Below are 25,871 nucleotides of genomic sequence, written 5' to 3' on the forward strand. Positions count from 1 at the left end.
ATTAAATCAGTCTCGAACTTGCAGACTAGTCAATATTAATTGTTTACTGATGAAATATAGCCAAGAGTCGTTCGATACCAATGGGTTCTTCTTTCAGTAGAGGAACAACTGCATAGCGTGTAGCATATTGGTTAGCCACTTTATCAATTTCAATCAGTTCATTTTGTGCTCTTTGGCGTAAAAGCAACGAATTTGTCTCCGCACTTGCTACGCTGTTATTGATAATCCACGCCCATGGTTCTATACCTGCACGACGCAAGTCTTCTTGTAAGTTAGCCGCCTCAAGTACTGGCGTCGTTTCCGCTAACGTGACGAGCAGCACTTTAGTTTGCTTTGGATCCTGCAATTGCATCATGGGCGTTGTAAAGAATATCCTCTTACCACTCATCTGGCGCTCAATTTCACGATGATAAGAACCCGTAGCATCAAGTAATAATAATGTGTGCCCGGTGGGTGCTGTATCCATCACGACGAATTTTTTACCTGCCTCACGAATGATTCGTGAAAATGCTTGAAAGACAGCTATTTCTTCAGTGCAAGGTGAACGCAAATCCTCCTCCAGAAGAGCACGATCTTGGGCATTGAGTTTTGCACCTTTAGTCTCTAATACATATTGTCTGTAGCGCTCCGTTTCAGCATGTGGGTCAATCCTGCTTAGGGTTAAGTTGTCCAAGCATCAATCAAAGTTTCGCTCAAATGACCCGCTGGATCAGACGTAGTAAGATGCACTGGCAAGCCTCGATTTGCTAATTCAACGGCTACAGCAGCAGCAAGTGTAGTTTTACCAACCCCACCTTTTCCCATTACCATCACAAGACCATGACCATCCTCTGCAATAGCATCAATCAGAGTTGTTAAGTGAGGATAATCGTGAACAACAAAATGCTTGTCTTGAGGAGACCATCGTTGCACAGAGTGGGTTAGTAATTGATGTAAGGATTCTAAACCCACCAAATTAAATGGTTTAAGTTCCACTTTGTCACAAGGCAAATTCTTGAGCTCAAAAGGAATAGCCGTTAAGGCAGCCTGCTCACGAGAATAAATCGCTGCTGCCAGTGCATCATGCCCTGCTTCACTAGCAGGCAATATGCCATTAATCACCAGAAATTGTTGCCTCATGCCAATAGCTGCAAGCTCTTCATGGGTTCTAGCAACTTCTCGCAAGGTCGCAAGTTGTGCCCGTGCCACCAGCACTAAACGAGTGCGCAGTGGATCAGATAATGCTTCAACAGCCATTTTATACTGTTCACGCTGTTTTTCTAGTCCGGCTAAAGGGCCGAGGCAAGAAGCATCGCCTTGACCATTTTCAAGAAAACTATTCCAGGCGCCTGGCAACTGTAACAACCGAATTGTGTGTCCGGTGGGTGCGGTATCGAAAATAATGTGATCGTACTCAGCAGTCAGTGCGGTGTCAGTGAGCAGTGCGGTGAACTCGTCAAAAGCTGCAATTTCAGTAGTACAGGCACCAGACAATTGCTCTTCCATGCTCTTGACTACAGAGTCAGGCAGAACGCCGCGAACTGGATTTATAATTCTATCACGATAGGCTTGCGCAGCCGATTCTGGATCAATTTCCAACGCATAGAGGCTTGCTACTGTTGGGATTGCGGTAATTTGATTACCTATACTGACACCAAATACTTGCCCCACATTGGAAGCAGGATCAGTACTGACCAGCAATATACGTTTATTCGTTTCAGCAAGTTGAACTGCAGTGGCACAAGCTATTGAAGTTTTTCCTACTCCACCTTTACCAGTAAAGAATAGGAAGCGCGGGGGTTGTTGTAGAAATTTCATCAGTTTGCCTCCCTGTTTCAATAACTACTGCTGGAGTAGCCACTGAATGATTTCAATATTAGATTAGAGCTCTTAATTAATAGTTGCCCTTAAAAACCAGCGCTTTCGTAACCAAAATGCAACATTCACAAGTAAAATAAGAACGGGCACTTCAACAAGTGGCCCAATGACCGTTGTAAAAGCAATGGCAGAATTAAGACCAAAAGTGGCAATTGCAACAGCAATGGCCAATTCAAAATTATTACTGGCTGCGGTAAATGACGCTGCTGTTGTCTTTTCATAGCTGGCACCAATGAGCTTTCCCATCGCAAAACTGACAAAAAACATCACCACAAAATAAATGGCCAACGGAATGGCAATACGCAGGACATCGAGTGGAAGTTGCAATACCATAGCGCCTTTCAAAGAAAACATCGCAAGAATTGTAAAAAGCAGAGCAATCAAGGTAATGGGAGAAATTTTTGGTAAAAAAATAGTGTCATACCAGGTTAACCCTTTTCTTTTTATCAATACAAAACGAGTCAGAAATCCTGCAAAAAAAGGAATGCCCAGATAAATAAAGACGCTTTGGGCAATCGTCATAAAATTGATGTGGACTATTTGCCCACTCATGCCAACAAGAGGTGGCAATACGGTTAGAAAAAACCAGGCATAGACACTGAAGAAAATCAGTTGAAAAATACTGTTAAATGCCACTAAGGCTGCAACGTACTGATTGTCCCCTTCTGCCAACTGATTCCAGACAATCACCATAGCAATGCACCGTGCCAAACCAATAAGAATAAGCCCAGTCATGTATTCGGGATACCCATGTAAAAACAAAACGGCGAGACCAAACATGAGAAATGGTCCGATGAGCCAGTTTTGAAGCAATGACAACAGGAGAATTCGCCAGTCTTTGAATATCAGTGGTAAGTCTTCATATTTTACCCGGGCTAATGGAGGATACATCATTAAAATCAGACCAATCGCAATAGGAATATTGGTGGTTCCAATTGACAGGGAGTTTAAAAATTGTGGTGCGCTGGTAAAGAGTGAGCCGATAACGACACCAGCAGCCATCGTCATGAAAATCCATAAGGTTAAATATCTATCTAAAAATGAAAGGCGACGAGTGCTGCAAGTGGTCATGATAACAACTCCTGTTCTATTCGCAGCTTAAGTTGATTAAATACCGCCTCAAATGCTGCGTTGATTTCAATTTCGCCTCCTTCTATTTTAGCAGGATCAGGTATGCTCCAATGAAGTTTCTTGGGCTGGCCTGGAAAAATAGGACAGCTCTCACTCGCCGCTTGGTCGCAGACGGTAATGACTAAATCAATAGATTGTGATTTAAATTCACTCCAGGATTTACTGCGTCCAGCGTTGCATTTGATTCCATGACGTACAAGAGTTTCAATCGCTTTTGGATGCACGCTTCCAATCGGAACGCTACCTGCGCTAAAAGCCAGATAGCGACCATTAGAGTGTTGGTTAGTTATCGCCTCCGCCATAATGGAACGACACGAGTTACCGGTGCAAAGAAACAGTAACTTAAGTGGTTTAGTGGTCATTATCCACAACACCCAGTTGTTTTTAGTTTTGTATCACAGCAAGCGCTCGAGGTGTTTTTCTCAGGTATTGAACAAGAACCCTCTGATGTCCTTTCACCAGAAAAAAACTGAGCATCTTCCATAGTATGATAGGCTTCCCATGCAATTCCTGAAGGATCATTGACCCAAGATTTCTCCGATTTGGCATAACAACACGTCGTCTCGCCATCACTATGAGTTGAAATATTGGCTTGAGAAAACTGCTTTCTCAAGGCATCTAATTCAGTGGCATCATCCACTTGTATACCTAAGTGTTCCACACCATGTTTGGAGGTGCGAGTTGAAATAGCAAAGTTAATACGAGGATCTTCCAGCATCCATTTGGCATAATCGGATTTAACTTTTACCGGATCGGCTCCAAACAGGGCATTATAGAAACGAATGCTATCAGCAAGATTGTTAACACCAATGTGAATATGAAAACGTTTCATGATTTACTCCTTTTTAGAATTACAGCAATCAGTCAGTTCAATAACCAGACAATCGCTTGTCCCTGGTTGTTGAATTTGAACTTGTTGTTTACTGCAACAGTCTTGAACCATGAATGCGATAAAATCACGCATTAACTCAAAATTTGCAGAATAAAATACATAACGCCCTTGGCGATAGGACTTGACAATTCCGGCATTGGACAAATGGCTTAAGTGAAATGATAAGGTATTATGCAAAATACCTAACTCATCGCCAATTGCGCCTGCTGGTAATCCTTCCGGTCCCGCTTGAACAAGGAGTCGAAACACTCGTAAACGCGTTTCTTGAGAAAGAGTATCAAATATTTTTAGTGAATTTTTTATGTCCATACTTCTAGAATAGTAGAAGTGTTTGAATTAGTCAAATGATGCTTCCAAGCATGTAAAATTAGTTTTGTTTTCTGATAAGTACTCCACTTAATTCAGTTCCTGCGAAAACAGTATTAAAAACAGTTCCATATTTCTTAACGTTATCATGCAGTAAATCGAGACGCTGGTCAGACTCAGAGGAATCAACAATGATTTCATACCTTATGGATTCCATCTTTGGGGGGATATCCTGCCTGACTCCGTGAATTTTAACTTCAACTCCATGCAGCTCGAAGTTTAAAAGAGGTGTGACTCGTTCAATACCTTTAATCATACAAGCAGAAACTGCGGCTAATAGAAGCTCTGCAGGGTTAAATGCATCTGGATTTCCTTTTAAGTTGGTATCGAGACTAATTGATGCATTTTTGCAGTACGCAATACTACCTTCAGAATTTACGCGCTTGGATACTACATCAAAAGTCATCTTTTTGGTTGTTTCTGACATGATTTCCCCTATGTTTGTCGCTTTAAGATCGATTATTTCCATCATCATACTTAAATTTTCATCAAGTCAAGACTCATTCATGCATGAGAATGGATGAGAATGAGCCAAGCTTTGAAATTTGAACTAAAATTATCTAATTAGCTGTATCATAATATCCAATAAAAACATTAATGCTTCGATAGCTTATCTTTATAAACAAAAAGCAAGTCAGATAAACATGTAGGGAATTGGCAGAAATTTTTTTAATCGCTTAACTCATTTCAATCAAGGATACAATATCATGAAAGGATTCATAGAAAATATAGAGCAATTAACGCTAACTAACACTAATTTCAGACAAGTCTTATATACTGGGCAGCACACCCAATTAGTTATCATGAGTATTGAACCGAAAGAAGATATTGGAATGGAAGTACACCAGATAGTTGATCAGTTTTTAAGGATTGAAAAAGGTGAAGGAACAGTTGTAATAGATAATATGGAATACAAGATCAAAGATGGCGATGCAATAATAATTCCAGCTGGAGCTCAGCATAATGTTATTAATAGTTCAGATACCGAAGAATTAAAACTCTATACTCTTTATTCGCCACCTCACCATAAGGACAAAACTGTTCATAAAACAAAGGCCGATGCATTAAAAGACGAATCAGATCATATATAACATTATTGAGCCGCCTGTCATGAATCGAGCATTTGCTATCGGCATAATATTGAATCTTGCTTTTGTGTTTATTGAAGCAATTTATGGCTGGAAAGTGAATTCGCTTTCTTTGTTGGCTGACGCTGGACATAACTTAAGTGATGTAGCAGGACTCATACTGGCTTGGGCTGCACTCCTGGCAGGAAAACTAAAGCCTAATCCCAAGCACACTTATGGGTGGCAACGCGCGTCCATCCTGGCGGCATTTTCTAATGCAATATTCTTGCTTCTTGCTATGGGAGCTCTTAGTTTGGAAGCAATTAGTAATTTAAGACATCCCTTGCCAACTGATGGCGCTACAATCATGGCTGTTGCTGGTGTTGGTATCTTAATCAATACTCTCACAGCTTGGATGCTACGAGAACAAGTGAATGATCTTAATATACAAGGCGCTTTTTTGCACATGGCAGCTGATGCAGCAGTTTCTGCTGGCGTTTTCATTACTGGAGGTCTTTATTTTGCTTTTGGTTGGGTATGGCTCGACCCTATAGCCAGCATTTTAATTGCTTTGGTAATTGTTGTTAGCACGAGCGGCTTGCTCCGACAGTCGGTGCATTTATTATTTGATGGTGTTCCATTCAACATAAACCCTGTAGAAGTGAGATCTTATTTAGAGAATCTTGATGGTGTGTCAGAAATCCATGATTTACATATTTGGGGTATGAGCACTAATGAAACAGCGCTGACAGTACACCTTATTATTCCAGATGGGCACCCGAGGGATGCTTTTCTACAAAAAGTAACTGACTCACTTCGTGCTCGTTTTGGAATTTCGCACGCCACAATCCAGATTGAAAAAGCGCCTATATTGCACGAATTTCATCACAGATAAGCAAATGAACGAAAACTCCATGATGAAATTCAATTTAGCACTCTGCTATCTTGGAGTAGATTTATAAAACCTCCAATGCCAAGGCAATTCCTTGCCCTCCACCTATACACAGGGTGACCATACCACGTTTCAGACCGTCACGTTTCATAGAATATAGTAACCGAGTGGTCAGGATGGAACCTGTTGCACCAATCGGATGACCATGTGCAATCGCCCCACCCTCAACATTAACGATATCCTCACTAAAACCAAGTTCACGAGTAATCGCTATAGCAATCGCTGCAAAAGCTTCATTAATTTCCACACGCTCCACATCATCAATTTTCCACCCAGCTCGGGATAAAGCCTGCTGCACCGCAGGTACCGGGCCGATGCCAAACATTCCGGGCTCGACTGCACATACACCATAAGCCACAATCCGTGCTATAGGTTCAAGATGATGTGTTTTGGCAAATTGTGCTTCAGCAACTATCATCGCTGCAGCTGCAGTATTAAGGCCAGGAGCGTTACCTGCAGTGATGGTGCCATCTTTTCGGAAGGCAGGTTTCAATTTGGCAAGACTTTCAGCAGTGGTATCAGGGCGGTTATTCTCATCTTTTTGAAATAACTCCGTACCCTTGCGTGAGATAATTTCTACTGGTGTGATTTCCTTATCAAATTTCCCCTCGTTCTGTGCTTTGGCAAACCGCTGTTGTGAGCGGAGGGCCCAGGCATCCTGCTCATCTCGGGAAATAGAGTACTGCATAACCAGATCTTCAGTATGCCAACCAGAATGCTGCCCAGAAAAAGCATCATTCAACCCATCGAATAACATGCTATCGAGTATTTTACCCTCACCCATACGGTAACCCCAGCGCGCAGAGGGAAGCAAATACGGACATTGGTCCATGTTTTCCATGCCGCCTGCAATGGCGCACTGGATATTACCACTAATAATTTCCAAATAAGCAGAAACTATTGATTGAGCACCGGAGCCACAAACACGATTGACGGTATATGCAGGTACACTAACGGGAACACCACCATTAATCGAAGCCTGACGCGCTGGATTCATCCCTGCCCCTGCCTGAACCACGTGCCCCATTACCACAGCCTGTATTTCCTCTGGAGCAAGACCAGCTCTTTTGAGTGTTTCGCTAATAACCATTGCTCCGAGCGTTGGAGCGGCAATGTTTTTCAGCGTACCGTTAAATGTTCCAATAGCAGTCCGGGTGGGCGAGCATATAAAAATATCTGTAGTCATGACTGTTCCTTATCTTGAATACTCTGATTCTATTGCTTGAAGATGGCAACTACCTGTCAATTGAATGAAGGATATATCGTGCGTTATTTAAGTGTAGTAAATATCGCTTTGAAATCCATTTTTAATAGTAATGGAGAACATGTTAGCGCGCTCAGGGATATCATATTGTTCTATCTTGTTTGTCCTAACATTGAAATTCAGCACGCAGTGCGTAGTAAATCTTCACATCAATTACCATTAAACTCTAATCGACTTGCTCCACTATTATTTTAATTAAGAACAAACTATGGGTGAGCTAGAAATTTGAATTGAAACCACGCTCAAAACTTAAGGCACGACAATCTTTTTTTCTAAAAATCTGTCAAATTACTGCTAACCAATCATTGAGCTCCTCAATGATTGCCGCTATCCTTTCTGGCAAACCAAGCACCTGAACTCTATGAGCACCTAAAACACGCAAATGCCCAGACCAAAGAAGCTGCATCCGTTCCAACTCATCGAACTGAAATTGCACTGGAAGAGAAAATACTGTTCCCCGATTTTGGAATGTTTCGATGATATTATCTTTTAATCGGATTTTATCAATGAGCTTACTCTCTCGACATAATAACAGTAGATCATGATAATCTTTCATACGGCTGTTGGCTGCACCACGAGAAATGAGGGTTTCCAGTTTTTCGGCAAATATAGTTTCCACTGGATATACTTCCAGCGAAATGGGATCTTCAAATAATGGCTTTTCTTTGTAATTAAAGGATGGCCAATCTAGTAATACTGGGTGAACAACATCCCCCACACCAATATCCACATAAAATTTATCGCTCATCACTCCAAACTGAACGGCTACTCCTACTTGAAAACCAGGGTAATTCATATGTTGGTGATCCAAATCATCAAGGTTGATAAACTTCATTTGAAATCCATCATTCAATTGAAGTAGACAGATTTCTTGCATGATTAGCTCTACATTGGATTTTTCAGCATTTAACTGCCTAGCAAGGAGATCAATATCAATGGTTTCTCTGCCAATTGTCAGGTAATAGGATAATAACAACCCACCTTTGAATATGAATTTATCAGAATATTCAGAACGAGAAAGCCGGGCTAAAAATCGCTCCAGAACTAACAACTTCCAGACTTCATTAAAATTCTTACCCTGTTCTTTGGCAATATGCTTTATTCGTGCTTTTAATGATTGTTCATTCATGTTGTTACCGTCAAAATATAAGGGTCAAGATTAAGTCCAAATTGTCTCGCATACTGCTGAAGCTTTTTGATGTCCAGTTTTTTGTTAGCTCTACCACTCACTGCTCCTTTCAGAGCTTTAATGGCTATTTCTTTACTGAGACAACGAAAAGCATCTATTATCGTTCTTTCTCTGTCAAAAATAGCAACCGTTTCCCGCCCTATTGTGTACAATGTTTTCCCTGTTTCCATATCACGCATTCTAACAATACGAGTATGATCTCGTTTTGGTGCTGTAGTAGAATGAGGAACGGCTATCCAATGCTCTCGCGGCATTTCATCAGTCAGTTCATAGAGAGCCAAAGCTGAGACTAGACAAACTATGCCTTGCGGAATACTTTTGGCGATGATGATCAGATCTTCCCATTGAAAATCCGCATCAACAAAAGATTCAACACCACGATAAACCCCGTGACCAATACGTTCAATTCGATTAGTTTTTACATAATAGCTGAGTCGGCTGGGGTGGATACCTGCTTCACGTGCCTCTGCGGCGTAAAAGACTGGTCTTGCAAACAGATCTCTCAATGTAATTTCATTACTTAGTTTCATACTTATAATTTTAATATTAAAACCCAAAAACGTCAAATGGGTTTCAATATTAAAATAACTCTGCAAAAACCCATTGTGGGGAATTTGCGTATTTGAGTACGACACAGTTATACATCGTAGGACATTTGTAGTGGATTCCTGCGATTAAAATTATAATAAAATCAATTGCTTATTTTACGATTGAGGGGCTCATAATCCGTTGGTCCTAGGTTCAAGTCCTAGTGGGCCCACCAATAAAATCAAGTAGTTACGGTAGTTTTCAGAAAATTTGAAAAAGTCATGTAGACGCAATGTAGACAGATTATATGGATATATGTAGGAGAGCAAATTGGAAGCAACAGCGACTATGCATCTATACTCTAATTGGTCCTTTTGGACAGTATTAGTTTCTGCAATTGCAGTAGTCCTATCCCAACTCCCTCCTGTACGCCTTTGGTTTAAAAAGCTAAATTAGATATTGAAATGTACTCAAAGATTTCTATCACACATAAAGTTGGCAATCCTAATCTTCAGATCCACTTAATAGTAAATAATATTGGAGGCCGAAAAGTCAGAGTCAAAGGGATTACTGCCTCAATAACAAAAGATGGTGAATTGATAACCACTTTACCAGCACAAAATTATTTAGAGAGCCAAAGCGGTCAGAATACCTTACTATTCACCCCGTTCTCTTTAAATCCTTCTGAAGAATGGGCTCATATTATAAATTTACTCAATTTTTTTAACCGTGAAGATGAGCAAGAATATAGAAGACTAGAAGCAAAAATGCTTGCTAACTATCGATCAAAAAAAAGTACATCTAATCCAGAATCTCAAAACCTTATCGAAATTGATGAAAATCTTGTTCAACCATTTCATAGTTTCTTTGATAAACATTTCATCTGGAGAACGGGAGAGTACCAACTAACTGTTTATATCAATACCGATCAAAAAACAACCAATATTTCCAAGAAATACAGGTTCACTATTTTTGAATCACATACTGATCAACTTAAAGAAATCACTGATAAATATAAATTTGGTGATGGAATATGGTGGAACTCTGTCTTATCAAGCGTAATTATTGATATAAAAGAAGCCTAACCTGTCGTTTAAACATACCCAGTTCTACATGCTTTTTTATAATGACGATTTATTTAATGCTGAAATGATGGTTTTATTGTTGTTTCTTAGTAAGCTCTACTAAACCATCAGAATAAGTAAAGGAATAAGGACAAAAAATGCTTTGGAAGCAAATACTCAGGATATGCAGATTTTCCAAATATGTGTTTTTTGAGTGGGCGACCGAACCTGTTTTTAATAGGAGTCTTATTTTGGCGCTTGTTGCCCCCGCCATCACTCTCTTATTTTACCGCTATTTTTTGGGTGAAGATAAAATGGTGGAGGAATTAAATTCCTTAATAGTCGGTGCAATAGCCTTTGTTGGATCTTATTTAATATACCTTTTAATTGGCCTTATTTGCGCCCCATTCATCGCTTATAAGAAAGAAAAAGAGAAAGGTAGTTTTTTTGGAAACCGATTTGTTTATCACAATCCTTATCACATTTACACAACAATAATTAAACCTGAAGATCATGATCAAACCATCAATTTTGTGGTTAAAGATGCTGAACCTAACTCTTTAGTTTGTTTTGAATTCAAATATAGAGGCGGACTTGGTTATGTCTCAGTAATTGGATCGTCAGAATATGTGAAAAACTCAACTGAAGCAGCGAATTTAAGAAGTCAGAAGTTGACTCTTAGAATTGATAAGAAACGCAAGGCAACTTTGAGATGCTTCACAGCCCCAAACTCTGATGACACTCTTCTTAGAATATCTATGCTTAGTTGGGAATACCAGACACAAAGATTATTCCTAGTACGCTGAGCTAATACGGGCTAGGCTTCAGCAAGCAACGAAATCAATCATAAAATACTCAGCTCTGATTATGATTTAAGATAAATTCTAGTTAACCTCTATAATAAGTAATGGACCATAACCAGGTAATCTAATGACTATATTCAACAAACTGATTGAAATGATTATTAAGGAAATAGGTGATAAAGCTTCTCAATTAGATGGAAACGATTTAATCTCTTTGATAATTGATAGGGCATCAAGCTTAATCACTTCAAACGAAGTCGAAATAATCGATTCCATTAATAATGATAATAAGCAATTTGTTGAACGAAATTACATACGTTGGCAATCAGGATTTTATAAATTAGAAATGCTTCGACAAATATCCCTTGAAGCTGGCATGGAATTTCAAAAACAATTTTTAAAATATCCTCAGTTTGTCTCTGATTCTTTGCTTGGTGTATTAATGAGACATCATGCTAATGCATGTCGTATCACTGGAGAGATAATCGTATTATTAAAAAATGGCTATGCAGATGGAGCATTAGCCAGATGGCGAACTTTGTTTGAAATCTTCATTACTTGTTTAGTTATTAAGAAATATGGGAAGGAAGCAGCAGAAGACTATATAAGACATGGAATAGTAAAATCAGTTGAAGGTATGGAGGAATATCAGAAAACAGCTTTAGAAATGAACTTAGAACCATATAATGAAAAAGAATTAGATGCAGCAATTAAGTTAAAAAATTTAATAACTAACGGTGAAGAGTATTACCAATGGGCTAAAAAATATGCTGGAGTTAGTAAGCTAGAAAAACTGCGTGAGCTAGTTGGAATGAGCAAATGGTCTCATAATTATAAACTTGCAAGTAAGCATGTCCACGCAGATTATAGCGATATGAAATCCTTATTTGCGATGTCTGAAGCAAAAAATGATTTATTACTAGCAGGCCCATCTAACTCAGGATTAGTGGAGCCTGCAAGTATGACAGCTGTTACTTTTAATCAAATAACGGCTACTTTTTTAACAACCTATTTAGAGAATAAAAATAACTCACTTGATTACAGTACTTCTCTAATTTATTTAGGTATCTTAGATAAATATGCCGAAGCCGTCGGAGTTGAATTTCTCTCCTGTGAAGCAGATTCAACACCGTAATTATTTCAACAATAAGGAACAAGCCTTTATTCTTAACAACCAAAAGAATAATTTAACTACGCATAAAAATGCTAAAGACAAATATCCCAAACCATCAATAAGCCAGCCTAAATTTAAGCATCAAATAAATTGTCTATAATATAATCAATCATGGATAAAATGGACTATTTATCATGGCAAATCAACTTCTTAAGTTCCCTGAAATTGCAATGTTTTATTCAGCTTACAAACAAATAAATAAAGGATGGGTTAGAAATCGAATTGATTCCAAAAATATTGATACTATTCAAGGAGAAAAATTTGCAGCATTAGTTCCAAATTTTCATGATAATCACATAGGAATCCATGGCAGTATAACTTGGGGTAAGTCAGGATTTACCTTTTTCATTAAAGTTGAATTAGAAAAATCCACATCACCAATTTTGACTATCCATCGCCATTTTCAATGCAATATTACAGAAGAGTTGATACCTCAAATTGTTGAAGAACTTTTAGATTTAGGTAATAAAAAATTCACGAGCAACCAAGATACATTTCCCATGTTTCAGGAACCTACTTTAAAAGCTCACGTTCGTTCAACTAAAATTAGCCAACGTAGTAGAGAAAACATAGAATATTTCAAAAATCAGGGTGTCTTTGATAATAGTTTTGCCTCATTTTTATTAAAAAACGAGCTAAACGGTATTAGATGTACGCGCTCTAGAAAGAGTAGTTAAAAATATGGTGTATCTTATCTTTGATTTTTTGAGAATAATCTCTGTTTCTAGGAATGCTACAAGAAGAACCTTCCATACCACATTCACATCTTTCACTAATAATTCCTACCCAATTCTGAGTGACAAATGCTTTAAAACCAGATAACTCCAGTCCACATAAGCAAAATATTGGACATTCATATTTTAACCGGGGGAAAATTGATACCCATTTATCTAGATCTATATTAGGAAACCACATAAGTATACAAAAATTATAAAATTTGAATGATACCATGTATTTTAAATCTTACAGGTACTTTTATCTTAGAAATTATACTATCGCACCTTTCAAATAAACTTAAGCACACAGCAAGAGGGTCAGATCTTGCCTTGTGCTTTTCACTACCTTAAAACAAAAGACAAGATCTGACCCTCATTTGCTCTCATTTGTGCTGAGAAATAAAAGAACTACGTTTCCTATGCCTATTAAAGAGATCCTCAGTTATAAAAACTACTTAAGTACATTACACCCAATTGATTTATGCATTATAGGGATATTAGCAAATGAGGAAAATGTTGAATCTATTTCTAGAAATTATAATTCAAGCCTCAACCTGAACTGAATATGGTTAGAAAAGAATCTGCAAAAGCAAACGCATTTCAACAACCTTTTAAAATATCAGTCGTGGCCGAGATTAGTAATTCGAGGCCTTCAGCCCTTTCACTCATCGATAAATCTATTTTCTAACTTCTTCTATGCGCAAGCGTAAATTGCGCATAGCATTTCTATTTTTTAAAAATAGCGATTAAGTTGCTATAGTTAGACATATTGAAAAGTCGTCTTAAATACATTTGAGCCCTAGAGAAGTAGCCCCCATTGGCAGAAGGATAGCTAGGACTACTTAATGAATTTCTTATAACTATATTATCTGCTTGAGGCCCTTTATCTCCAGCGATTACAACAAACTCTACTTTCTGCCCCTCAATAAGAGTTTTAAAACCATCGGTTATGATCGAGGAAAAGTGAGCAAATACGTCTGTTCCTGAGTCCTGCTCAATAAAACCAAAACCTTTCGATTTGCTAAACCACTTAACAGTTCCTGTCTTTATATTTGACATAATATTATCCTTATACTTATAGGATGGAGTGACTAAACTGGCTAAAAATAAATATATACAAATAAAATTTAAGATAATAATGAATAGTTAGAGAACAGTTTCAATAGATTTTCTTTCTAACATAGATTCATAATAGCCACAGTAACCCCAATAAAATGACTATCACACAAAAAATATTCAACTCATTGCTATTGGATTAAGAGGCGATGAAAAGAAATTTTGTGCGAAAGTAAATCGTTTAAAGCCCCGTTTTCATCGGGGCTCACGACACTAGGTTGCTTGTTACTATAAAAAATTATAAGCAAACGATTTGTTCAGCTTGAGGGCCTTTTTGACCTTGAGTTACGACGAACTCTACACGTTGACCTTCTGTTAATGTTTTAAAGCCACTACTTACTATAGAGCTAAAATGGGCGAAAACATCTGGCCCCGTACTTTGTTCAATAAAACCAAAACCTTTAGACTCATTAAACCATTTAACCGTACCAGTTGTTGTTTTTGACATAATATATACCTGAAAAAAATTATAAATATGCTTAAATATTAAGCTGTTTAGGAAGATGAAAAAGATAGTTTTATTGATAATAGCGCGTAAATTAGGTAAACAACGTGGAATTAGTAATGTGCAAAACCGGCTTTCTCTCAAGCCATAGAAGTACATTAACACCTATATTTGAATATAGCAAATTATATTTATACTGAGGGAGGTCTTTACAATGGTTTCAAAAATGGGTTTTGCGTAATTTTTTTTAAATTGAAATTTAACATTATTTTGGTCGCAATTAGTCCGCTAGCTCATATAATTGTTTTAAGGAAGGCGTATTGTTTGCATTTTTCATTTTTCTTTTTTAAGTATTCGATGCAACTCGACTTCAGAAATTGTCGTTTCAGCACTTCATCCGGACAATTCAGATTTTCAGCAGATGCCCCTTTTACTCATTGACAAATACTATTTATATTAGAAATATGATATAATTAAACCAAGTGGATAAAAATTTTTGTATCCACCCTTCTTTTTTACTTGCCTATTACATGTGATTCAATTTTCATAATTATGAGTCAATCACTTACCTTTTAGTCATTTTGAATCGAAGCTGACTGTTAAGGTAGGAATGTTATGAGCCCTAAAATATGCCATTACTGTTTACAAACTTCTGATAGTTTTTCCTTACAAGGACAATGCAAAACGAACGAAGGAAAGTTTATCTGCTATAGATTATGCAATTCATGTAATCAAAAGTTAATTGGAATTAATTCATACTCTGATAAACAAGGCCGTCAAACCTTCTTAACCACCGTAAAGGCTAATGCTAAAAACAACCCTGAATATGTTTAGGATGGGATTTTCATCGCCTTTCATCACTCCAATAATCATAAGGTGTTATTACGAGAAACAGAGCTCAAAGAGGCATTTCAGAATTTGGTTCTATTGATGATATTAAAATCATCATTGATAGATATACTGGTGAATCAAAAGGCTTTGCATTTATTACTTTTTCATCCAATTCAAGTGCCATAAAAGCTTTAAACATGGATGAAAAGGAACTAAAAGAAAGAACTATCCTGGTTAGCGCAGCAAGAAAAAAAGAGAATTTTCGAGGTAACCAAAACCGATGGTAAAGAGTAATACTCTATCTTTATTAAATATGTTGACACTCAGGTAAAAACTGGTTCAAATGAAATCGTTCGTCAAAATATAAGTGTTAAACTATGATTCAATTCCCTAAAGCAGACCTGCATGGTGTACTTAGACAAAGAGTAAATGACTATTTTAGCCGTTTAGGTATCTCTAAATATGGTGGTAAAACAATAGTCATAAAAAGTGTTGTTTTGTTGGCTTTGCTATTTATCCCATATGGTATTTTATTAACATATAACCTTAATTCCATATCAATGCTTCTACTTGCCGCAACGATGGGAGTAGCTATAGCGGGCTTAGGTATGGGGGTAATGCATGACTGTATCCATGGATCGTTTTCTTCCTCACCAAAGATTAATAAATGGTGGGGTACGTTAATATATGTGCTGATAATAGGTGGTAATCCAATATGCTGGCGGCTACAGCATAACGTTCTTCATCATAGATTCACAAATATTCATGACGTTGATGAGGATTTAAACCCTTATGGGTTTATGCGTTTTTGTCCACATGATAAACAAAAATCTATATTTAGATTTCAGCACCTATACGCCATTTTCTTGTACGCTTTGACGACTCTAATATGGGTGTTACATAAAGAATTTGCCCAACTAAAGCGATATTTTTCAATGGGCCTAATTAAGTCAAAAGCTCAATATACGAAAGAGCTGAGGTTTTTAATCATTTCAAAGGCTATTTACTATGGTTATATGCTTGTTATACCGATGATGATTCTAAATATTAATATTTTTCAGTGGGTAATAGGATTTATCGTCATGCATGCTGTAACTGGAATCATTCTAGCGGTTGTATTCCAGCTCGCACATGTCATTGAAAATACAGATTATCCATTACCCGATAACAGTGGTAATATTGCACATGACTGGGCTAGTCATCAAGTAAAAACCACTTCCGATTTTTCACCTAATAACCGTCTATTAACCTGGTTTATTGGCGGTTTAAATTACCAAATAGAGCATCATTTTTTTCCAACAATTTGTCACGTTCATTACCCTAAAATCGCAAGAATCGTACAGAAAACCGTTAAAGAATATGAGTTGGAGTATTATTGTTATCCAACACTAAGGGTTGCTTTAAAGGCCCATTTCAACCACCTGTATACACTTGGGCAGACGGATATATCTTTAGTTAATAAGGTGGAGAGTAACTAAACGATAAAGTTACACTAATCAATAATACAAAATAAATAATCAACTTGTGCAGTAGAAATTATGATTTATTCTTAAGCTTTTCCAGATTGCCTTTCATGCGACGAGTCGCTTCGTGACCTTCGCTAATAGCTTCTTGAGCGCGATCGAATTCCATAAGACCGATATAACCGAGCTTCGGTGTGATGAGAACGTCGGGCGGATCCTCTGCAATGCGCGAATTGGTGATTCGATCCTGCATAATGTTAATGGAGCCAGCGATAACGTCGAAGAGACCCGGTTCAAAAATTTTCTTTTTACGCAGCGAGGAAATAAATGAATCGAGTCTAATATCGAAGTCATCTTTCAGCTTGAACGCCCACTTAGCAATGTTTGGATCATTCTTTTCAACATATTCCAATTTCTTTTTGTTTTCTTGTTTGTCGGCTGCAACATCGCAGTCATGGGGGGAGAAATGTCTACCGACGAGATCACTATTTAAGTTAACAGCGATGATGTAATCGGCGCCCATAGCACGTGCTAATGAAATAGGTACAGGATTGACTAGACCGCCATCCAGCATAATATCGTGTTTTAAAGCAATAGATGCAAAAATTCCAGGTAGTGCAATGGATGCTCGCACAGCCTCGAGTAAGGAACCTTTTCTCAACCAGTGCTCTTTTCCATTCGAGAGCGATGTTGCAACACACCCAAAGGGAACTTTCAGATCCTCGATATTAGGATTGCCAATGCGTTTTTCGATGGCAATCATAAGAGGTTTACCCTGGATGAAACCGCCACCAGCTATGCGTACATCTAATAATTTTAGAATATCCACACGTCTAAGTGTGAAAATCCATTCTTCAAATTCGTCGAGGTGATCTGATGCATAAGCCCCCCCGACCACAGCACCTATGGATGAGCCTGTAACCAGATCTGGTTTTATGCCCATATTTGCTAACTCACGGATAACGCCTATGTGTGCCCAGCCGCGTGCTGACCCGCTGCCAAGTACTAGTCCTATTTTGGGTCTTTCCATATTATCCCCCTGCTTTAGCGAGCGTAGCTTGCTTTACATTCCTTTCTATTATTGCCATGAAAATAACAGCGACCCTTTAAAATAATCATTTAGTAGGAAGAAGAGATTAGCTTCTGTGTATGTTCATCATTTAATGATATGTTTATTATAGACTTTTCTTTTTGAAATTAAATTATTCGAAACAGCCATTCTTATACAGTAGAAGAGAGGATATAAATTTCTAGGCATATGGAGAAAGCATTTGACTGGCCAAGAGTATAGAAAGGAACGAGTAACAGTAACGAAAATTTTCCTGATTTTTCTTAAACTGGGATGCATCAGTTTTGGTGGGCCCATAGCACACCTTGGTTATTTTCGTGATGAATTTGTAGGCCGATTAAAATGGCTAAGTGACCATGCTTATGCTGATTTGGTCGCATTATGCCAATTTTTACCCGGCCCTGCGAGTAGCCAAGTGGGTATTGCACTAGGCCTGTCAAAGGGCGGTGTCCGTGGTGCCATCGTTGCCTGGCTTGGATTTACCCTACCTTCTGCGTTGCTGATGGTGCTATTTGGTCTCACTCTTATCAAGATGGGCATTCACGATAATCCTCCCTGGATTCATGGATTAAAAGTAGTTGCCGTAGCGGTTGTTGCTCAAGCACTTTGGGGAATGAGCGTTTCTTTATGTCCAGACAAAATAAGAGCAAGCATTGCCGTATTAGCTTGTATTGGCTCAAGCATCATCCCTTATGCCAGTGGACAAGTAGCAATGATAGTTCTTGGCGGCCTTTTTGGTTTATTTTTTCTTTCACCTGAAAAATCACTACCTACCAGTGAGTTGACTGTTAGGATCAGTCGGCGAACAGGGGGTATCGTGTTGCTTACTTTCTTTATTTTGCTCACTTTGTTACCGATTTTGTCTTTTTATATCGCAAGTTATTCTTTGCAGTTATTTGATGCTTTTTATCGTGCCGGCTCTTTAGTCTTTGGTGGGGGGCATATAGTTTTACCTCTGTTACAAGCCAAAGTTGTTCCGAATGGCTGGGTCGATAATTCTCTTTTTCTTGCAGGATATGGTGCCGCACAAGCATTACCTGGCCCTCTTTTTACTTTCGCAGCCTTTCTTGGAGCTGTGTCGACAAATACTCCAAATGGGTGGCTTGGCGCGAGCATTGCCTTAGTTGCTATTTTTTTACCTTCATTTTTATTGATTATCGGAGCCTTGCCTTTATGGGCAAATCTGCGTGAGCATCCTTCCATGCAAAGAGCCATACTGGGAATTAATGCATCCGTGGTAGGTTTATTATTAACTGCATTTTACCAACCTGTTTGGACAAGTGCGATTTTCTCGTTGAATGATTATTTATTAGCAATAAGCGCCTTTCTCTTATTGCAATTTTGGCGTATTCAAGCATGGATTGTTGTCCTTTTTTGTGCGCTAGCTGCAGGATTAGGCTGGCATTAAGCAGGGGGTAATTGATGAGAAATGGCGATATGGAAGACCCGTATTATGCTTTCGCTAATACGGGCTACGCAAACTCAGATTTTCCTGAAAATTCTGATTTACGATACCTTGGACGGTCTTTCACATGCCAGAGTGGCAGCATCATAAAAAATGGAATCAAGCAACAAATAAACAATGTGAGGAAGAAATTATCCCAGCCGTAATTTTTGATAATTGCACCCAAAGGAGCTCCAGCCAGAACAGCGCCTAAACAATAAGCAAAAAATCCGGCAAAGCCTGTTGCAGTCGCCGCTGCTTTTTTATGCGATAACTCCGCACACGCCATACCGATCATCATTTGTGGTCCAAAGATAAAAAAACCAAAGAAAAAAAGAAATAAAGAATCGAGGAATGGTGTATATCCACTAGTCAACGTAAACAGCAACAACGTAGCAAATACACCTGCAGTAAAAAGCACATTGATTGGATTGCGTTTCCCTTGAAATATTTTATCAGAAAGCCAGCCGGCCACCAGACTTCCAAAAAAACCACCAACCTCAAACCATATGACACAACTACCTGCTGTGATTAAGGAATAATCCTTCACTTCCGTTAAGTACATCATGCTCCAATCATTAATGGCCGTTCGAACAATGTAAATAAACAAATAAGAAATGGACAGTATCCAAATATATGGGTTGCTTAACACATAATTCCAAAGAATTTCTTTGACTGAGAGTTCTGTTTTTTCTTGGTGGTGATTTGATAAACCAGAAAAATCTTTTCGATGTTGCTCTATCGAGGGTAAACCAAGCGACTGCGGAGTATCTCTTAAGCGATTGATCAAAAAAATACCGCCTAAAATGCAGATGACCCCAGGCACGAACATGGCTGAACGCCAGCCGAAATATTGCGCGCACATAGCAACAATCAATGGAATTAACGCACCACCAACGTTATGTGATGTATTCCAAATACTCCACCAACGACCACGTTCGGATTGAGAATACCAATGGGTTAATAATTTAGTACATCCTGGCCATCCCCACCCTTGAAACCAACCATTCAATCCCCAAAAAATAGCAAATAACCACCAGGTGGAAGACAAACCAAATAAAATATTAAAAATACCTGTCAAAATTAGCCCAATCGCCATTAAATAACGAGGATTTGATTTATCGCCAAGAATTCCACTCAAAAATTTGCTGATGCCATAACTTAAGCTCAAAATGCTAGCAATCATTCCCAGTTCAGTTTTCGTCATCCCCAAGGTGCTTTGTAATGCAGGCATCGCGAAGGTAAAACTTTTTCGCGTAAAATAAAACAAAACATAGCCTATATACATTGCATAAAAGGTGCGAATACGCCAATAACGATATTGCCGTTCAACAATGGTTTTATCCTGAATTTCATTAAGATAAGGAGCTGGTTTTAGAAAAGTCATAAATGGCATGATTGTCCATCATCATGATAAAAAAATAAGATTAGAATGTAACTCGCCAAGTATGTCAAATCATTTCTAATGAAAATGATAGCGGGATCATATCTATTGATAATTATTTAAAAATTTAAATGGAATTCTTGTGAAATTATAAATAAGCTACACAATTTGCATTAAAAAGGGATTTGTCGTAATGAAAGAATTAGTTAGCTTATTAGAACAAGAAGAAATCGACTTTGCCGCTTATAAACGCCCTGAAGTCATAATGGTCTTAAAAAGAAAATTTCGTACTCAAAAAGATTGGATGATTGCTTCTTTCAACCAATATCAATTTACTGAAAAAGAATCGCAAAAAGTCCAACAAGCCATTCTAAATGGGGATCTTCGAATAACAGATCTTCTAGAACGTCCGTTTTCCCATTATGTTTGGAGTTTCCTTACCTTTAAGTGGGGTGAGATACTTTCGGGTGGAAAAAGATTAGCCAAGCAAGAGGTCTTACAAATTGCTACCTACTCTTGCAAAGGCCAAGAATTTACAAGAACCCCCATTCAAAATAGAAATAGGCTGCTAAAAGGAGTGCCATTAGTCATTGGCAAAGTCGTTACCTCTATGGCGCTTTGTATGGTCTTTTGCCTTGGATTATTAACTACTTTAGGAGCTCCCTTTGGCGTTGGCCTCGCCTTAGCGATAGTACTTTCCTGCTGTAACGGAATAGTTTGTTTATTAAGTCGTGGGAAAGCCATGCTTGATAGCGCTGGCTTTCAACCTAGCAAACAAAAAACGTTTAAAACCCTTGAAGAAAATATAAAAGAAAAAACGATATCCGATAGAGGTCAGAAATTATTTTTTGGTATCGTGACCTTGTTGGCATGTATTTCTGCGGGCATTTCTGGATATGCGGGTCTCGTAGGACTTCTCACTTTTTTGGGGGCAGGTCTGCTCGCCTCTAACCCTGTAGTTTTGGCAGTTACGATTGGGTTATCTGTGATTGCAGCGATTTCTTTTTATTCGTTTCAAGCTGTAGGCATACGTGAAAATTATGTACGATTTAAAAATCTTTTTATTGAAGATTATAAAAAACCCTATGGTCTTTTGCGATGTGTCTTATTAGGCGTCGTAAGTACGCTCTTTTTAGCTGTTTATGCGACGCTCACATGGTTTACTACTGTATCAGGGATTAATAAGCTTTTTAATGCTATAGGTGCGACTCCTGGTACCCTTTTAGCACATGTTATTGCTATGATATGTACTTCGACAACCATGATTGTTAATACTTTTTCACAAGTATATAAAGTCTTTAACCCGAAAACCTATGTCGATCTAAAAGAAAAATTTGAATCAATATATCAACCACCAGAAGAAAACCAAACACAAGCACAAAGGATAAAGCATGGAGCCATCAATATGCTCAAATTATTTGCTTTAATAGGTGATTCTCTTGCTTATTCTGTTGCCGGTGGAATCCGAAGCGGAATTCATATTGGTGAAACGCTGGGAGAAGCAATAGGGGAAAAATTTGCATTAACCATTACCATGGCAATATTGTCTCCAATCGTTTTAGTATTCGTATCGATAGCTTTTACTTGGCCTACTGTTTTTAATAGAAAAAAATCGACTCAATCTCCTGCACAGATGGAGAAACCATTGATAGAAAAAACGACTCAAGGCCATACTCCAGATGCACTTCAAAATAATACTCTATTACCCATATCCGAAAAATCTCCCAAACCTAAAGCCGGGCTAAGATTTTTTGATGCGAGCTTGAGTGAAGAGTGTATTCTTGAGCGCAATTGTAGCTCTACTTTAGAGGGAGAAACAGTTTTGTCATCCTCCTCGCCATAAATGATGTATTGGAGGCGGGCTGGTCCTAGCTTCAAGCCCTAGTGGTTTTCACATCTTATTGGCAGAAGGAACAGTGGAGTCCAGATGTAAATACAGCCGATCAGTCTTACAAAGAGCGAGATTGGAGCCACGATTTTTCATATACCACTGCAGTTCTTGCTGTTTTTCTGGGCTTAAATCATTTGATGTTTGATATTCAGCAACTAATTCATCAAGTTTCTCTTTTAATAAAATGATATGTTCCCGTTGAGATGTAGTTAATGGATTTTTAAAAAAACTAAATAGATTATCGGCAAAGGCGTGTCGTCGGGTATATCCTTTTGAATGAATTATTTCTTCATAACATGCCTCAAGAAAATCTAGTTTGTCAGTCATAGACGAGAAAGTTTTAATTGAGTTATCCAGTGTATCTTTTGAGAATGCACTATTATGATAAGTACTTTTGAATTCTTTAGACACTTTTTGCAATTCTTCTTTTACCGCATTAGTATCCTTCGCCCCAAACATAGAAATAAGCTGCATGTTAACCAGCGTAGGCACTAAGTCTTTTACTGAACTTTCACCAATTAATATTTCTTTTCCAAAATTTTTGAATTTAAGTATGGTTAAATTGTTATCCTCTCCTTTAGAATATTTTCCAAATACCAATTTTTGATCTTTATCCGTGGTTTTTTGACCTTTCTCAAGGATTAACCTATCTCCAAGTGCATCAAGTAGCTTGGAAATTTTTTCAAACTCAGTGGTAGAGGTTACCCTAAAAAAATGATATTTAAGTGTAAGTATTTCGGTATGTTTATGATGACTACCTTCTTCCTTGTTCTTATACATACCGTCAAGTACCTTTTTAAAATCCTTTATTTGCTTAATTAATATATCGTATGGATATTCCAAACGATCGATATCCACTTTATAAAGATTTTTCCAAACATTATTTTCATCATTCACCATATTCCAAACTATGGCAAATCCATCATCACTTAACTGCGGGGGATCGTCGCTCCTGAACATATATGCTGAGTCCTTACCTTTACGATGAAGCAACTCTTGGAACAGTTTGGCGCCATTTTCTAAATTCAAATCCATTTTACGATATGTAAAATCAAGAAACTCACGGTCTACTAGTTCCCACATTGTTTTTGACCATTTTTGTTTCGTATGTTTCGCAATGATCTGATTCATATGATTCAACATCATATTAAATTCAGGCCTGATTGTATTATGTACTTTTGCATGATATACATCATGTTCTGTTACTACAGGCATTGGAGTATCCTCATACCCATGGATTCCTTTTGTAGTTGTTTCAACACCACTACCTGGCATACTAATTGCGGTCGGTCTATAGTAAAACTCAACTCCCTCTTTGACCGCATCAATTTTTACCGTGCCCATTTTTGCACGATTAGCGGCAGCTCCATTGACTCCATACCTAGCAATTTGCAGTGCTTCAATAAGACCGAAAGAGAATTGCAGATCATACGGTTCCCCCTTATATGTTACTCTATGCCAAGAACGATTTCTCAGCATAGAATCTCCTAGTTGGGCGGGGCGGTTAGGATCAGCATCCTTTGGGGAAATAATGTTGGGGTTGGCTTTTGAAATAAAGAAAACTTGCTCTGATTTGGGTGCCGTTGAAATAAGCAAGAGAAATCGTCTAATTTGTTCCTCAGTAAGTTGTTCACCAAATAAAGCTTTCTTCATAGCTGGAAGGTATAACTGACGAGCTTCTTGGGTAAAGCTCCCAAATTCATCAAAAATATGAAATGCCTGTGGAGGATACTCTTTTGGGATTTGAGCTCTAGTGAGTATCGTCGTCATTTGTTGGCGTGAGATTCTGTTTTGTTTAAAGAGCCACAATGCATAAAAAGTGTGCTCTTCTTGATTTAAAGACTCATCATCGAAATTTCCAAGTTCAATCGCTTGTGCAACTTCCTCCAAACCTTCTGCGGTAAGAGTGATATGCTCAGGAATAGTTATTACATTGCCATTTAAAAAGTCATCGAAATCATCAGAATGTAGCGTTCTATCTTTATCTAAAGGGAGTAGTCCGCTCTCTTTATCTCTGAATCCTGGATGTTTGTATTTAGCCTCTGGCTTTTCTCTTGGAGTAAATTTAGGTAAATTCGGATTAAAAGTTACGTCAACACCCGTTGGAATTTCCGGTGAGAAAAAACGACCAAAAAAAGACTCCCATGCAGCGGTAGCATCTTCACTTGTACTAATTTCATCGAAACCATAATCACCAGGCATAAATTAATCCACCAAAAAAAAAGAACATATGGTTTATTTATTATACTAATAATTTATTACCGCATTATTAACAAAGAGAGGGTTAAAAAATATAATGATTTTCAAACACAAAAAGGATTGGATTTAGCTTAAATTGTTGGGTGCTGTGGGAGTATATAGTGAAGATTTGGATTAACTAACTCCAGAGTGGAGGATGGCGCCATCTGCCCCTACTAAAATGATGGAAGTTGACTGATTTTTCTTGGCCATTAGTGCTAATAATTGCCGAACCATTTTTAAGATCAACTTTATCCTGACCTTCTTGCAATGTGGTCTCATATAAAATCTCTACTGGTGCTATTGCTCCAGATTTACCCTGATTTTTTATTCGATTTAACCACACCGGTATTCTTTCAGGTGATGGATTAGATGAATATTGAACCGATAGATTTAAATAGATGAACCATTTGCAGCATAACCTTGCCTATTAGCTCCATGCTTTGATTGCGATTACTTAATCCCAATATAAATATCCAAAATCGTATGAGCAGGATCAACGGCTCGCTGATCATATACTTCAAAATCAGCAAAGTAGGCTCTCTCACCCTCGAAATCATCTGATGTCATTTTCCAAATTTGCTGCCAAGCATTAATAACAACCTCAGGCATTGTTCCTGATGAGGTGGTGAATCTTTGATATTTAGAAGCAGGTATCGTTAATCGCTGCAATCCTGCCGGCATATTTTCAAACGAGCTCACTTCTTCCCCAATGAAATAAGTATAATCACCATGTTCATTACTCTCATACTCAGCATAAACAGATAAGGTCACACCCGGGTTTTCACGATGAGGTATTTGATTGGCTATATTTTGACTCCAGAAACGACCCGCTAATTCACCAATTTTAGAAGTTTGTGGGTTCATTTCATTTTTATTATTTGTTCTTGCCGTCAAACCAATTAGTTTAATTTCTTGCTTATTAATTAATTCTTTTTTCATAATTTCTCTATTTTTAGGTTGATTAATCATTAGTCTTGTTTCGCA

26 protein-coding genes and 1 pseudogene are annotated in these 25,871 nt (G+C 38.0%); 10 read left to right on the plus strand and 17 right to left on the minus strand.

Annotated features, from left to right (window positions below; translation table 11 throughout):
- Positions 1–43: 43 nt before the first annotated feature.
- The 7 genes from Lani_RS21270 to Lani_RS17120 all read right to left on the minus strand — a co-directional run bounded on the left by Lani_RS21270 (position 44) and on the right by Lani_RS17120 (position 4,673).
- Entirely contained in the window at positions 44–673 is a 630-nt protein-coding gene (locus Lani_RS21270) for an ArsA-related P-loop ATPase (protein WP_317851293.1), read from the minus strand.
- Positions 661–1,797 (minus strand): TRC40/GET3/ArsA family transport-energizing ATPase, encoded by a 1,137-nt coding sequence (locus Lani_RS21275; protein WP_317851294.1) that lies wholly within the window; start codon positions 1,795–1,797, stop codon positions 661–663. The genes Lani_RS21270 and Lani_RS21275 overlap by 13 nt, the downstream gene beginning before the upstream one ends.
- A gap of 72 nt (positions 1,798–1,869) precedes the next feature.
- A complete protein-coding gene (gene arsB / locus Lani_RS17100) occupies positions 1,870–2,928 on the minus strand; it encodes an ACR3 family arsenite efflux transporter (RefSeq protein WP_019234166.1) in 1,059 nt (352 codons plus the stop codon).
- Entirely contained in the window at positions 2,925–3,350 is a 426-nt protein-coding gene (locus Lani_RS17105; RefSeq protein WP_019234165.1) for an arsenate reductase ArsC, read from the minus strand. Before Lani_RS17105 ends, arsB begins: the two co-directional genes overlap by 4 nt.
- The gene (locus tag Lani_RS17110; RefSeq protein ID WP_019234164.1) at positions 3,350–3,820 is read right to left on the minus strand and encodes an ArsI/CadI family heavy metal resistance metalloenzyme; all 471 of its coding nucleotides are present in this window, start codon (positions 3,818–3,820) and stop codon (positions 3,350–3,352) included. The genes Lani_RS17105 and Lani_RS17110 overlap by 1 nt, the downstream gene beginning before the upstream one ends.
- A 3-nt stretch (positions 3,821–3,823) precedes the next feature.
- Positions 3,824–4,189 (minus strand): ArsR/SmtB family transcription factor, encoded by a 366-nt coding sequence (locus tag Lani_RS17115; protein ID WP_019234163.1) that lies wholly within the window; start codon positions 4,187–4,189, stop codon positions 3,824–3,826.
- Between the two features lie 58 nt (positions 4,190–4,247).
- Entirely contained in the window at positions 4,248–4,673 is a 426-nt protein-coding gene (locus Lani_RS17120) for an OsmC family protein (RefSeq protein ID WP_040522816.1), read from the minus strand.
- A 280-nt stretch (positions 4,674–4,953) separates the two neighbouring features.
- On the opposite strand from Lani_RS17120, the gene Lani_RS17125 reads away from it, so the two are divergent.
- Both Lani_RS17125 and Lani_RS17130 read left to right on the plus strand, forming a co-directional pair.
- On the plus strand, positions 4,954–5,337 hold the full coding sequence (locus Lani_RS17125; RefSeq protein ID WP_019234161.1) for a cupin domain-containing protein: 384 nt from the start codon (positions 4,954–4,956) through the stop codon (positions 5,335–5,337).
- 19 nt (positions 5,338–5,356) lie between these two features.
- Positions 5,357–6,208 carry a cation diffusion facilitator family transporter gene (locus tag Lani_RS17130; protein ID WP_019234160.1) on the plus strand — a complete coding sequence of 284 codons (852 nt, stop codon included), beginning with the start codon at positions 5,357–5,359 and terminating at the stop codon, positions 6,206–6,208.
- Between the two features lie 61 nt (positions 6,209–6,269).
- Here the strand turns inward: Lani_RS17130 and Lani_RS17135 are convergent, their stop codons facing one another.
- The 3 genes from Lani_RS17135 to Lani_RS17150 all read right to left on the minus strand — a co-directional run bounded on the left by Lani_RS17135 (position 6,270) and on the right by Lani_RS17150 (position 9,224).
- On the minus strand, positions 6,270–7,451 hold the full coding sequence (locus Lani_RS17135; RefSeq protein WP_019234159.1) for a thiolase family protein: 1,182 nt from the start codon (positions 7,449–7,451) through the stop codon (positions 6,270–6,272).
- A 361-nt stretch (positions 7,452–7,812) separates the two neighbouring features.
- Complete coding sequence (locus tag Lani_RS17145) at positions 7,813–8,658, minus strand: nucleotidyl transferase AbiEii/AbiGii toxin family protein (RefSeq protein ID WP_019234157.1); 846 nt, start codon at positions 8,656–8,658, stop codon at positions 7,813–7,815.
- Positions 8,655–9,224: a type IV toxin-antitoxin system AbiEi family antitoxin domain-containing protein gene (locus Lani_RS17150; RefSeq protein WP_238585198.1), complete on the minus strand. Its 570-nt coding sequence runs from the start codon at positions 9,222–9,224 to the stop codon at positions 8,655–8,657. Before Lani_RS17150 ends, Lani_RS17145 begins: the two co-directional genes overlap by 4 nt.
- Positions 9,225–9,710: 486 nt before the next feature.
- Here Lani_RS17150 and Lani_RS17155 point away from each other — a divergent pair, with 486 nt between their 5' ends.
- From Lani_RS17155 to Lani_RS17170, 4 genes are all read left to right on the plus strand, one after another.
- On the plus strand, positions 9,711–10,331 hold the full coding sequence (locus Lani_RS17155) for a hypothetical protein (RefSeq protein ID WP_019234155.1): 621 nt from the start codon (positions 9,711–9,713) through the stop codon (positions 10,329–10,331).
- 137 nt (positions 10,332–10,468) lie between these two features.
- Positions 10,469–11,116 carry a hypothetical protein gene (locus Lani_RS17160; protein ID WP_019234154.1) on the plus strand — a complete coding sequence of 216 codons (648 nt, stop codon included), beginning with the start codon at positions 10,469–10,471 and terminating at the stop codon, positions 11,114–11,116.
- Between the two features lie 124 nt (positions 11,117–11,240).
- Positions 11,241–12,248, plus strand: a complete 1,008-nt coding sequence (locus Lani_RS17165; RefSeq protein WP_019234153.1) for a DUF5677 domain-containing protein — start codon at positions 11,241–11,243, stop codon at positions 12,246–12,248.
- A 173-nt stretch (positions 12,249–12,421) separates the two neighbouring features.
- Positions 12,422–12,964, plus strand: coding sequence for a hypothetical protein (locus Lani_RS17170; protein ID WP_019234152.1), 543 nt, complete (start codon positions 12,422–12,424; stop codon positions 12,962–12,964).
- Positions 12,965–13,861: 897 nt separating this feature from the next.
- Here the strand turns inward: Lani_RS17170 and Lani_RS20985 are convergent.
- Both Lani_RS20985 and Lani_RS17180 read right to left on the minus strand, forming a co-directional pair.
- A pseudogene (locus tag Lani_RS20985) lies at positions 13,862–14,062 on the minus strand (cold-shock protein); the annotation flags it as partial.
- A 295-nt stretch (positions 14,063–14,357) separates the two neighbouring features.
- On the minus strand, positions 14,358–14,567 hold the full coding sequence (locus tag Lani_RS17180) for a cold-shock protein (RefSeq protein WP_019234150.1): 210 nt from the start codon (positions 14,565–14,567) through the stop codon (positions 14,358–14,360).
- Positions 14,568–15,472: 905 nt separating this feature from the next.
- On the opposite strand from Lani_RS17180, the gene Lani_RS21245 reads away from it, so the two are divergent.
- Positions 15,473–15,682 (plus strand): RNA-binding protein, encoded by a 210-nt coding sequence (locus tag Lani_RS21245; RefSeq protein WP_396426821.1) that lies wholly within the window; start codon positions 15,473–15,475, stop codon positions 15,680–15,682.
- Between the two features lie 90 nt (positions 15,683–15,772).
- Positions 15,773–16,873, plus strand: a complete 1,101-nt coding sequence (locus tag Lani_RS17185) for a fatty acid desaturase family protein (protein ID WP_019234147.1) — start codon at positions 15,773–15,775, stop codon at positions 16,871–16,873.
- 58 nt (positions 16,874–16,931) lie between these two features.
- On the opposite strand, the gene Lani_RS17190 is transcribed toward Lani_RS17185, so the two are convergent.
- A complete protein-coding gene (locus tag Lani_RS17190) occupies positions 16,932–17,888 on the minus strand; it encodes a patatin-like phospholipase family protein (RefSeq protein WP_019234146.1) in 957 nt (318 codons plus the stop codon).
- Positions 17,889–18,129: 241 nt separating this feature from the next.
- Between Lani_RS17190 and chrA the strand changes: the two genes are divergently transcribed.
- Complete coding sequence (gene chrA, locus Lani_RS17195) at positions 18,130–19,335, plus strand: chromate efflux transporter (protein WP_019234145.1); 1,206 nt, start codon at positions 18,130–18,132, stop codon at positions 19,333–19,335.
- Positions 19,336–19,399: 64 nt separating this feature from the next.
- On the opposite strand, the gene pgtP is transcribed toward chrA, so the two are convergent.
- Entirely contained in the window at positions 19,400–20,767 is a 1,368-nt protein-coding gene (gene pgtP, locus Lani_RS17200) for a phosphoglycerate transporter protein PgtP (RefSeq protein ID WP_019234144.1), read from the minus strand.
- A 181-nt stretch (positions 20,768–20,948) separates the two neighbouring features.
- Here pgtP and Lani_RS17205 point away from each other — a divergent pair, with 181 nt between their 5' ends.
- Positions 20,949–22,598, plus strand: a complete 1,650-nt coding sequence (locus tag Lani_RS17205; protein WP_019234143.1) for a hypothetical protein — start codon at positions 20,949–20,951, stop codon at positions 22,596–22,598.
- Positions 22,599–22,646: 48 nt separating this feature from the next.
- Here the strand turns inward: Lani_RS17205 and Lani_RS17210 are convergent, their stop codons facing one another.
- The 3 genes from Lani_RS17210 to Lani_RS17220 all read right to left on the minus strand — a co-directional run bounded on the left by Lani_RS17210 (position 22,647) and on the right by Lani_RS17220 (position 25,826).
- Positions 22,647–24,848 carry a hypothetical protein gene (locus Lani_RS17210; RefSeq protein WP_019234142.1) on the minus strand — a complete coding sequence of 734 codons (2,202 nt, stop codon included), beginning with the start codon at positions 24,846–24,848 and terminating at the stop codon, positions 22,647–22,649.
- Positions 24,849–25,023: 175 nt separating this feature from the next.
- Positions 25,024–25,230 carry a hypothetical protein gene (locus Lani_RS17215; RefSeq protein ID WP_019234141.1) on the minus strand — a complete coding sequence of 69 codons (207 nt, stop codon included), beginning with the start codon at positions 25,228–25,230 and terminating at the stop codon, positions 25,024–25,026.
- 107 nt (positions 25,231–25,337) lie between these two features.
- The gene (locus Lani_RS17220; protein ID WP_040522805.1) at positions 25,338–25,826 is read right to left on the minus strand and encodes a GyrI-like domain-containing protein; all 489 of its coding nucleotides are present in this window, start codon (positions 25,824–25,826) and stop codon (positions 25,338–25,340) included.
- Between the last annotated feature and the right edge of the window lie 45 nt (positions 25,827–25,871).

This window comes from Legionella anisa, assembly GCF_001467525.1.
Taxonomy (GTDB): domain Bacteria; phylum Pseudomonadota; class Gammaproteobacteria; order Legionellales; family Legionellaceae; genus Legionella; species Legionella anisa.